The organism is Clostridium sp. UBA5119 (genome assembly GCF_002414285.1).
In the GTDB taxonomy this organism is placed as follows: domain Bacteria; phylum Bacillota; class Clostridia; order Clostridiales; family Clostridiaceae; genus Clostridium_J; species Clostridium_J sulfidigenes.
Genome location: NZ_DHYX01000032.1, coordinates 3,195 through 13,817, shown reverse-complemented (window position 1 = coordinate 13,817; position 10,623 = coordinate 3,195). Strand labels below are relative to the sequence as shown.

Here is a 10,623-nt window from a genome sequence, read left to right as displayed (position 1 = left end):
ATAAGAGCGTCTTTGAATTTTTCATAGGAACTATATAACACTTCCTTAACGAAAGGACTATCAGTTACATATTTAATATCTCCAGTAATTCTTTCATAATAACTTTTCATCTCACCTATTACTTCAGCAAAATTAGAGCTTTCATTATATATCCATGGAACTAAGATAGAAAATATTATAACTACAAATAATATAATAGATAGAATTACTATTAAAGCACTTAACTTTCTATTAAGTCCCCTGTCCATAAAGAACTTATGAAAAGGTCTAATACTATATGAAATTATAAAGGATATTATCACTACTCCTAAAACCTCAGTAAAAATAGGAAACTTCCACAATAAAAATATTATTATACCTACAATCAATAGAGCTATTGATAACCTACCTAAGATACTCAAATTCCAATCAATCTTTTTCATAGTATACATCCTTATTAGTAGCTTTTTTCTTTCCTACATTAGGCATACATTCCAAAGCTATATTAGTATTTTCAGCTGTATATAATATATAATCGTCTCCTAGTATTAAGTATGGTTTTAATAAAATACTTCTACTTTTAAACATGCTGAATATATTATAATCTTTTACTGCAAGTCCTTTTATTTTAAAGTCATCATCACCGAATATAACCTCACTTACTAAACCTAATATATTAGAGCATTTATCTATAACATGCATATTCAGAATACTTGAGAATTCTAAATATTTATCCTTAACTATATTGTTAATTACTAGCTGAGACTTATGATATACTATATTCTCTTTTAGTACGTTAAACTCCTTACCCAATAATCTATATGGACTAATTTTAAATCCTATCACTTCCCCCTTATTAAAATCAACTAATAAATCCTTTATATATCCTATCTTTTTTCCTTGGATATTCATTACATCCATATAGATGTAATCTCTACTTTTAGCCATAAAATAAACTCCCTTCATAGGAAATGATATTTCTATCCTTGCCTATTTAAAGAGAGTTTATACTAATATTAATGTGGACTATGTTGTATAACCAAAATATCATCTATTCATTGTTATACTTATCTTTCCACTTTTCAAGTCCATGAGATTCTCTATAGTTATTAATAGCCTTGTGTATAGTTTGTTCTGCAAGTACGGAGCAATGAATTTTAGAAGATGGTAATCCATCTAAAGCTTCTATAACAGATTCATTAGTAAGATTCCAGGCTTCTTCTAGAGTCTTTCCAATAATAAGTTCTGTGGCAATACTGGATGATGCAATAGCAGATCCACAACCAAAGGTCATAAATTTAGCATTTTTAATCACATTATCTTCTATAATTAAATATATCTTCATAACATCTCCACATCTTACATCCCCACATTCACCTATGCCATCAGCATCAGGTAAAGTACCTACATTTCTTGGTGAATAAAAATGTTCTAGAACTTTATCACTGTAATCCATAAAAATCCCTCCTAGAATGACTTCAAGGATTGTCTTAGAGCTTGCTAAACTTATCTCAATAAATCTAGCTAATTCTCTTTAAGACAACCCTAAAATATCATTCAATCTTTTTATTGTACTTTAAAATTATATTTAATTTACTATTTTATAACTCTTTCAATAATTCCTCCACCAACAACAAGGTCACCTTGGTAGCAAACGACAGATTGCCCCTTAGTTATAGCCCGTTGAGGAGTTTCAAAGTCTAACTTAATATGATTTTCATCTAATTGAGTTAGTTTTGCAGGAGCTGGTTTAGCTGAATATCTTACCTTAGCCTCAACCATAATCTCTCCTTCTATTTTATCCATAGGAATTAAATTTATGTTTTTAGCAATAAGCGTAGTATTAAAGATTTCTGATTCTTCGCCTAAAACTACTTCATTTCTCTCTGGGATTATGTTAGTTACAAATACAGGCTTTCCAAGAGCAATTCCAAGACCTTTTCTCTGTCCTATAGTATAGTATACTATGCCCTTATGCTTCCCTAAAACTTTTCCAGTACTATCTACAAAATTTCCTGGTACAACTTCTCTTCCACTAAATCTAGAAAGATAATTACCATGATTGTTATCAGGTATAAAGCAAATTTCTTGAGAATCTTTCTTTCTAAATACTTCCAACCCTATTTTTTCAGCTATAGCCCTGATTTCTGTTTTAGAATAAGCTCCACAAGGCATCAAAGTATGTGCCAATTGATCTTGTGTTAGAGTATATAGGGCGTAGGTTTGGTCTTTTCTATCATCTTCTGAACGCTTTAATCTATATCTTCCATCTTTGAAATCTATAGTAGCATAATGGCCAGTAGCAATATAATCAGCGCCTAACCCTTGAACTTTTCTCAAAAATTCTTCAAACTTAATTTTTCTATTACATTCTATACAAGGATTTGGGGTTCTCCCACTAAAATATTCCTCTATAAAATTGTCTACTACATGCTCTTTAAAAGGAGCTTTAAAATTCATAACATAGAAGGGTATATCTAAAACATCTGCTACTCGTCTTGCATCATTAACTGCTGAAAGAGAACAACAACCACCTTCATTTTCTGCATATTCAGGATTATCTGGAGATAACTTCATCATTATTCCAGTGACATCATATCCTTGTTCTTTTAAAAGATATGCTGCTACAGAACTGTCAACGCCTCCACTCATCCCTATTACAACTTTTTTCTTCATCTAAGTATCACACCTATTCTCCATGAACTTGATCATGTATATCATCATGTTCTTCGTAATCCCAAGGCTGTAATCCTTGTTTCTCTCTGTAATCATTTATAGCTTTATGAATAGCTTCTTCTGCAAGAACTGAGCAATGCATTTTAACTGGTGGAAGTCCATCTAAAGCTTCTGCTACAGCTACATTTGTAAGTGTCCATGCTTCATCTAAGGTTTTTCCTTTTATTAACTCTGTAGCCATACTAGAAGACGCTATGGCAGATCCACATCCAAAAGTCTTAAATTTACAATCTACGATTTTCTCATCTTCAACTTTTAAATAAACTCTCATTATATCTCCACATTTAGCATTTCCAACTTCTCCAATTCCGCTAGCATTTTCTATTTCTCCAACATTTCTTGGATTTGTAAAATGATCCATTACTTTTTCACTATATATCATAATTATTTATCCTCCTTGTTAAAAAAAACTTTTAATTTTTCCATTTAAGAAACTGTCATATAATGGTGACATATCTCTAAGCCTTTGTACTATTGCAGGTACAGTTTCTATTACATAATCTACTTCTTCTTCAGTTGTTTTAGCACCCATTGTAAGTCTTAACGAACCATGAGCAACTTCATGAGGAAGTCCTATAGACAATAATACGTGAGATGGATCTAAAGATCCAGATGTACAAGCACTTCCACTTGATGCACATATTCCTTTAGCATCAAGCATTAAAAGCACTGACTCCCCTTCTATAAATTCAAAACTAATATTTACGTTCCCTGGCAGTCTTTTATCTCCTACAGAACCATTAAGTTTAGAATATGGGATCTCTAGTAATCCCTTTATAAGCTTATCTCTTAAATAAGTTAATCTTTCTTTTTCTTCAGTTAAATTTTCCATAGCTAGCTCTATAGCCTTTCCTAATCCAACTATTCCAGCTACGTTCTCTGTTCCAGCTCTTCTATTTCTTTCTTGAGCTCCACCATGAACCAAGTTGTGAATTTTTATGCCTTTTCTTAAGTATAAAACTCCAACACCTTTAGGACCATAAATTTTATGTCCTGATAGAGATAATGCATCTATATCCATATTTTTAACATCCATATCTATATGGCCTATAGCTTGAACTGCATCTGTATGGAAGAAAACTTTTCTTTCTTTGCATATAGCGCCTATTTCTTTAATAGGTTGTACAGTGCCAATCTCATTGTTAGCAGTCATTATAGTCACTAATATAGTACTTGGCTTTATAGCATCTTTTAGTTCTTCTAATCTAATAAATCCTTCTTCATCCACATCCAAATAAGTTACTTCAAATCCTTGTTTTTCAAGATATTCACAAGTGTGAAGTACAGCGTGATGCTCTATTTTAGTAGTTATAATATGATTTCCTTTATTTTTGTTAGCAAGGGCTATTCCCTTAATTGCCCAGTTATCTGCTTCTGATCCACCACCAGTGAAATATATCTCTGCCGGATCTGCATTAATAGCTTTTGCTATTCTATTTCTTGCTTTATCTATAGCTTTTTTAGTTTCCCTTGAAATCGAATATATAGATGATGGGTTACCATAAAACTCCGTAAAGTAAGGTATCATATCCTCTAATACTTCTGGTTTTGTGTATGTTGTTGCCGCATAATCCATATAAACTGTTTTATTCATTTAGGTTCACTCCTTTAATTTTCAGTATGTTAGAATAATCGTCTACAATATCCTGTAAAGTTATTGCCATTGTTACAGAATCAATGCTATCCTTAATTTTTTTCCATACTATTCTAGTTGCGCAACAATCAATATTGTTGCAGCCATCACTATCTAAGCAGGTTGAAATTTCGATAGGCCCTTCTAGCACCTCTAATACTTGGTATACTGTAATTTCTTTTGGATCCTTGGCTAGAATGTATCCTCCATTGGCTCCTCTTATACTCTTTATTAGCTCTGCTTTTCTTAACACAGAAAATAACTGTTCAAGATAATATTCTGAAATATTTTGTCTACTTGAAATACTCTTAATAGATATAGGGCTTTTTCCGTAGTTAATAGCTAGGTCAACCATAGCTTTAACCCCGTATCTTCCCTTTGTTGATAACTTCATAAAAATCATTCCTTAATGTTGAGTACTTTACTATGGTTTAATAATATCAAATCAGAGTATTTATGTCAACTATTCTTTTAATATCTGCACCAATAAAATATATCTTTAATATTATATAATAACAACTATTTAATTAAGGAGGTAAAAAATGAGTAACTTTAGGGATAATCCATATCGAGACTTAGTTTATGGAGTAGATATTAAAGTTCCATTGATAGATAAATCATATTGCATAGGTATCAATTTCGATAATGCAGCTACTACGCCTCCATTAAAATCTGTAATTGATGAAGTAATAAATTTTTCTCCTTATTACTCCTCAATACATCGAGGAGATGGATATAAATCTCAGTTATCCACCTATATGTATGAAACCTCGAGGGAAATTGTGAAATTTTTCATTAATGATTATAGTGATATGATGGATGTTATATATGTAAAAAACTGTACTGAAGCTATAAATAAGCTAGCTGGTATATTAGCTAGTCAAGATAAGGAGTCAATTATTCTATGCACTTCTATGGAGCATCATTCTAATGATTTACCATGGAGAAAAAATTTTGAAGTGAAATATGTAAAAGTAGACGATGAAGGTTATTTAGATATGGATGATTTAAAGTCTAAACTAGAACTATATAATGGAAGAATTTCTTTAGTTGCAATAACTGGAGCTTCAAATGTTACCGGCATTAAAAACCCTATATATACCATATCNNTGGAGCTAAAATTTTAGTAGACGGAGCTCAACTGATTCCTCACAGTAAATTTTCTATAGGCCTTCAACTCCCTTTAGGACCTATTGACTTTGTTGCTTTTTCAGCACATAAGATGTATGCCCCCTTTGGTTGTGGTGTATTAATTGGACCTAAAGATTTTTTTAATGAGTATGAACCTGACCATACCGGTGGAGGAACCATTAAATTCGTATCTCATGATAAAGTAATATGGACTAATTCCCCTGATAAGGAAGAAGCTGGATCACCAAACCTTATAGGCTCAATAACTTTAGGTGCTGCTATAAATGAGCTTTCTCAAATTGGAATGTCTAATATAGATGAATATGAAAAATATTTAACTGTATATACTACAAAACATCTTCAATCTATACATTCAGTAAAAATATATAGTAATTATTCTGATTTTCAAAATAAAGTTAGTATTATTCCATTTAATATAGAAGGAATACATCATACTATAGTTGCTAAAATATTAGCCTATGAATTTGGAATTGCTGTAAGAAGTGGATGTTTCTGTGCTCATCCATATCTACAAAGACTTTTAAAAATTCCTAAGTCTATGATAGAAGAAATGACTCTTGCATCTAAAGATATTCAGCCTGGTATGGTTAGAATTAGTTTTGGTATTTACAATACAATAGATGAAATTGATAAATTCTTATACGCCATAAAAAAAATTGTAGATAATAAGGGGTATTACACACAAAAATATACCTCAATGAAAGGTAGCTTAATATAATTTATTAATGTTTTCAAAAATCAAAACCCCTTCAAACCCGCATAAATAAAACAACTATTTAAATAGTTTCATATTTACCTAGTTTCCTATATAAATATTTATATAGGAAACTAAGTAAAATTTTCATACTTAAAATAAATGATTTTCAATTTAAATTAGATAATTAAACTTATAATAGTTGAAATCATACTAATTAAGAAGTTTATTTATAGAAGACACATCCTTATCCCCTCGTCCTGAAAGATTTACTACTATGACTTCATTTTTCTGTAGAGTTTTTGCTAATTTAATAGTATAAGCAATGGCATGAGCACTTTCGATGGCTGGTATTATTCCTTCTAACTTTGATAAAAGCATAAATGCTTTTATAGCTTCATCATCTGTAATATATTTATAATTTGCTCTACCAATCTCACTTAAAAATGCATGTTCAGGTCCAACTCCTGGATAGTCAAGTCCAGGGGAGATAGAATAGGCTTCCTTAATATCTCCCCTATCATTCTTTAATACAATGGTATTCATACCATGAATAATAGCCTCTTTTCCTTTTGTTATTGTAGCTGCATGCATTTCTGTTTCCACTCCATAACCTGCTGCCTCTACTCCAATAAGATTAACCTCTTTATCTTCTAGAAAAGCTGTAAAAATTCCAATGGCATTACTTCCTCCTCCAACACAGGCAACTACATAATTAGGAAGTTTATTTTCCTTTTCTAATATTTGTTTTCTAGCCTCTTCACCAATTATTTTCTGAAATTCTTTAACAATTTTTGGATAAGGATGAGGTCCCACTGCGGAACCAAGGACATAAAAAGTATCTGAAATATTTTTTACCCATTTTTCTAAAGCTTCATTCACTGCATCATTTAATGTTTTTGTACCACTAATTGCTGGAGTGACTTTTGCTCCTAATATTTTCATTCTAAATACATTGAGCTCTTGTCTTTTTATATCTTCCTCTCCCATTACAATTTCACATTCCATTCCAAATTTTGCAGCTAAAGTAGCCGTAGCTACTCCATGCTGACCAGCTCCCGTTTCTGCAATTACTTTATTTTTTCCCATTCTTTTAGCCAATAGAATTTGTCCTAAAACATTATTTATTTTATGTGCTCCTGTATGATTTAAATCTTCTCTTTTCAAATATACCTTAGGACCTCCACAAAACTTTGTTAGGTTCTCAGCAAAATATAAGGGTGTTTCTCTGCCACTATAATCCTTTAAATAGTAATTATATTCCCTCATAAACTCCTTATCTTCAATGGCTTTTTCAAAAGCTTCTTCTAACTCATTTAAAGCTTTTTTCACCTCATCTGAAACAAATGCTCCGCCATACTTACCAAAATATCCTTTCATAATAAAATCTCCTTTTCTTTAAAAACATTATATAACTTTTATTAATATAACTTTTATTAAATTTATTAAGTTTTGCTTTTAATTCCTCGCACTTTCACTTCATACATACCACCACCTAAAATAATTCAAATACTTCCATACAATAATAAAAATATAAAAAAACTCCGTCCTATAAAAATAGGACGGAGATAATTCCGTGGTGCCACCTAAATTGCCATTGATAAATACACTAATACAAATTTATCAATATGCCTCTTAATTTCAAGTACTTACATACTCTATCTACTGTAACGTGTAGCCTACGATTCAGGTACTCTCACCAATAATTTCCCCTTATTTCTCAAAGGTCCATTCATCTAATTCCTTCATGCTAGGATTCCACCATCCCCAACTCTCTTTATCAAAGCTAAATTAAACTACTCTTCCTTATCATCAAATTAAATTATATTTATTTTTACCATTGTATGTTTTTACTATTATATATTTTATAAAGTGGATATGTCAACACTATATTTAAAAGATTCTGTTGAAAATTACAGTGATAAAATATACAAGCTATGTTGATACACCTTTACATGATCTCATAGAACTATTTATTCTACAATATAAGTAGTAACTTACATAAACTTTTAATATAATGGCATATTTTAACATAATATGGATATATTTTTTTGTGAGGTGTTATTTTATGAATTTTATTAAATTTACAACTAAATCAGAAGTTACAACTTCAAAGCCTATAAGAAAAAAATTACTCTTTATTCTTTTTTTAAATATTAGTGATTTGCTTTTTACTTGGCTCTTTGTGGGTAAGTACAGTGGTATATTTTACGAGGTTAATGCTATTGCAAAATGCATTGTGCCTAATTTCCCTCTATGTTTCTTTTTAAAAATATCTATAGTATTATTAGTTATCCTTTACTGGAACTATAGACTTAAAGGCGCAACCTTAAAAGGGCTTTTCATTTCAAATATCACTGCTAATTTAGTACTTATAATGTATATATTAATCAATGTTCTTCACCTATTTAATCTCTTAGTTTTATTATATACAAAAGGATTACTATCTTAAATGCACTTATAACTAATTATCCATTCCATCCTTAGTTGGTTTTTACCTGTAGCTTCATTAATTTATGATTAAACCTATTATTAATCTAATTTTATATGGCAATATCCATTAGGATTTTTCTTTAAATACTTTTGATGATATTCTTCTGCTCTATAATAATTTTCTAAAGTTTTTACTTCTGTAACCATTTTCTTTATATAGTTTTTCTGTATTTTTTCTATATTGTTTCGAATTATTTCTTCATCTAATTTATCAACATAATAAACTCCAGTTCTATATTGACTTCCTATATCATTTCCCTGTCTATTAGGTGCGGTTGGGTCTATTATTCCCCAAAATTTATTTAGTATTTCCTCTAAAGAAATTATACTTTCATCATAATCTATAACACATACTTCTGCAAAATTTGTATTCCCATAGCACACATCTTCGTAGGTAGGATTTGTTGTTCTACCATTGGCATATCCTACTTCTGTATTTGTTACACCGTGAATTCTAGAAAAAAATTCTTCTACACCCCAAAAGCATCCTCCCGCTAATACAATCTTTTTCATCTTGTTAACTCCTTTATATTTTCTTTAATGTATATTTTATATTACCATTACATATGATGTATATTATTATTAAAGTTTTCATATAGATTCAATATAGATTCTATATTTTCCTTCTTACCATTTTCATTTTTCCCATATGCTATTAATACCTTATATCCTACCTGTATCACATATTTATTATTAATAGCTATAAATTTATTAATCTCATTATCATTGTATTGAAGATTTCTCATATATAGTTTTTGACATAAAAGCGTAGAATGGATAATCAAATCCCTTATTTCATGAATTTGCTTATTACTTTGTAAAAATTCCATACTATCTTCTATAAGCTTTTTATTCAACCTAGCAATTTTATCTATAAGTTGTTCTACTCCATCCTTTAGCCTATATGGGAAAATAACTCTATTGACTATAACCACTACAACTACCCCTATAATCACGTATACTATTCTATATAAAATTAATACATTTATATTTTCCGTTAAAGATGCTATACATATGGATGCCATGGCTGCAAATAACGATATTTTATAATATTCCTTAAAAGCGTAAATTAGATAAAGAGATATAACTAAAATTCCTAAGGTAATTATTTGAGAATCTGCCACATTAATAAGTACACCCGTAAATAGAATTCCAAATATATTCCCTATAACTCTATCCCTAGCCTTTTTAATTGTGTCTTCATAATAAGGTTGCATAATAGACATTATAGTTATTGCTGCCCATATTATTTTATAAAATCCTAAAAACTCTCCTATAAGTAATGCTATAGTAAGAGTTATTGCCATTCTAATAGCAAATTTAAATCTTATAGTATTGGGTCTGAAATATTCTTTAAAGGTTACTCTAGTTTTATCTATGTCAGCTCTAGCCCACTCTTTATATACTTTATTAGAACCTCTTTTTTCTATGGAGTTCAATTCCTTAATACTACTAAGAAGGTTTTCTAGTATTAAAGATATCTCTAAGTGGTATTGCTCATCTATACTCCATTCTCTTATAAAGTTATCAGTAGATTCCTTTATAGTTTGAAACNNTATTTTTGCATAACTCTATTATATCTTCTACTATTTCTTTTAACTTCTCTATATATTCCTTGGAAATACTTAAATTTTTAATACCTTCATATATGTGAATCATATATAAATTAAAATATTCTACAGTAATAAATATTTGAAATTGAACTTTTCCTAGCTTAGTGGTCAAATATCTTCTATGTCTTGTTACATATACTTTGTAAGCAATATCTCTCATTATTTTAGAACATTTATCTTCTATTGTATGATCATACTCCCTCTGCAAGATATTTTTAAATTGCTGGCTTGTTAAAATAAAGGCCTCTTGCATACTTTTTCCTAAAATAGACCTTTCATTTACTCTATTTATATAACTTACCCCTACTACTATTAAAACTCCA

10 protein-coding genes and 2 pseudogenes are annotated in these 10,623 nt (G+C 29.9%); 2 read left to right on the top strand and 10 right to left on the bottom strand.

The features are described from left to right. The 7 genes and pseudogenes from B2671_RS04180 to B2671_RS04150 all read right to left on the bottom strand — a co-directional run. Positions 1-422 (bottom strand): annotated as a pseudogene (locus B2671_RS04180) (hypothetical protein); the annotation flags it as partial. Then, positions 409-927 (bottom strand): PRC-barrel domain-containing protein, encoded by a 519-nt coding sequence (locus B2671_RS04175; protein WP_346869288.1) that lies wholly within the window; start codon positions 925-927, stop codon positions 409-411. The gene B2671_RS04175 and the pseudogene B2671_RS04180, both read right to left, overlap by 14 nt. Positions 928-1,030: 103 nt before the next feature. Then, entirely contained in the window at positions 1,031-1,435 is a 405-nt protein-coding gene (gene nifU, locus B2671_RS04170; protein WP_346848304.1) for a Fe-S cluster assembly scaffold protein NifU, read from the bottom strand. Positions 1,436-1,575: 140 nt separating this feature from the next. Then, positions 1,576-2,655, bottom strand: a complete 1,080-nt coding sequence (mnmA, locus tag B2671_RS04165) for a tRNA 2-thiouridine(34) synthase MnmA (protein WP_346869287.1) — start codon at positions 2,653-2,655, stop codon at positions 1,576-1,578. A gap of 13 nt (positions 2,656-2,668) precedes the next feature. Then, positions 2,669-3,097 carry a Fe-S cluster assembly scaffold protein NifU gene (nifU, locus tag B2671_RS04160; RefSeq protein ID WP_035133240.1) on the bottom strand — a complete coding sequence of 143 codons (429 nt, stop codon included), beginning with the start codon at positions 3,095-3,097 and terminating at the stop codon, positions 2,669-2,671. 18 nt (positions 3,098-3,115) lie between these two features. Next, positions 3,116-4,309 (bottom strand): cysteine desulfurase NifS, encoded by a 1,194-nt coding sequence (gene nifS, locus B2671_RS04155; RefSeq protein ID WP_346869286.1) that lies wholly within the window; start codon positions 4,307-4,309, stop codon positions 3,116-3,118. Then, complete coding sequence (locus B2671_RS04150) at positions 4,302-4,742, bottom strand: RrF2 family transcriptional regulator (protein WP_035133236.1); 441 nt, start codon at positions 4,740-4,742, stop codon at positions 4,302-4,304. The genes nifS and B2671_RS04150 overlap by 8 nt, the downstream gene beginning before the upstream one ends. A 148-nt stretch (positions 4,743-4,890) precedes the next feature. Here B2671_RS04150 and B2671_RS04145 point away from each other — a divergent pair. Beyond that, positions 4,891-6,218, top strand: a pseudogene (locus tag B2671_RS04145) (aminotransferase class V-fold PLP-dependent enzyme). 189 nt (positions 6,219-6,407) lie between these two features. On the opposite strand, the gene trpB reads toward B2671_RS04145, so the two are convergent. Then, positions 6,408-7,574, bottom strand: a complete 1,167-nt coding sequence (trpB, locus tag B2671_RS04140; RefSeq protein ID WP_346869285.1) for a tryptophan synthase subunit beta — start codon at positions 7,572-7,574, stop codon at positions 6,408-6,410. Between the two features lie 688 nt (positions 7,575-8,262). Here trpB and B2671_RS04135 point away from each other — a divergent pair. Further along, a complete protein-coding gene (locus tag B2671_RS04135; protein ID WP_346869284.1) occupies positions 8,263-8,646 on the top strand; it encodes a DUF5658 family protein in 384 nt (127 codons plus the stop codon). A gap of 80 nt (positions 8,647-8,726) precedes the next feature. Here the strand turns inward: B2671_RS04135 and msrA are convergent, their stop codons facing one another. Both msrA and B2671_RS04125 read right to left on the bottom strand, forming a co-directional pair. Next, positions 8,727-9,200: a peptide-methionine (S)-S-oxide reductase MsrA gene (gene msrA / locus B2671_RS04130; RefSeq protein ID WP_346869283.1), complete on the bottom strand. Its 474-nt coding sequence runs from the start codon at positions 9,198-9,200 to the stop codon at positions 8,727-8,729. 47 nt (positions 9,201-9,247) lie between these two features. Continuing rightward, positions 9,248-10,126: an FUSC family protein gene (locus tag B2671_RS04125; protein ID WP_346869282.1), complete on the bottom strand. Its 879-nt coding sequence runs from the start codon at positions 10,124-10,126 to the stop codon at positions 9,248-9,250. Positions 10,127-10,623 lie beyond the last annotated feature (497 nt).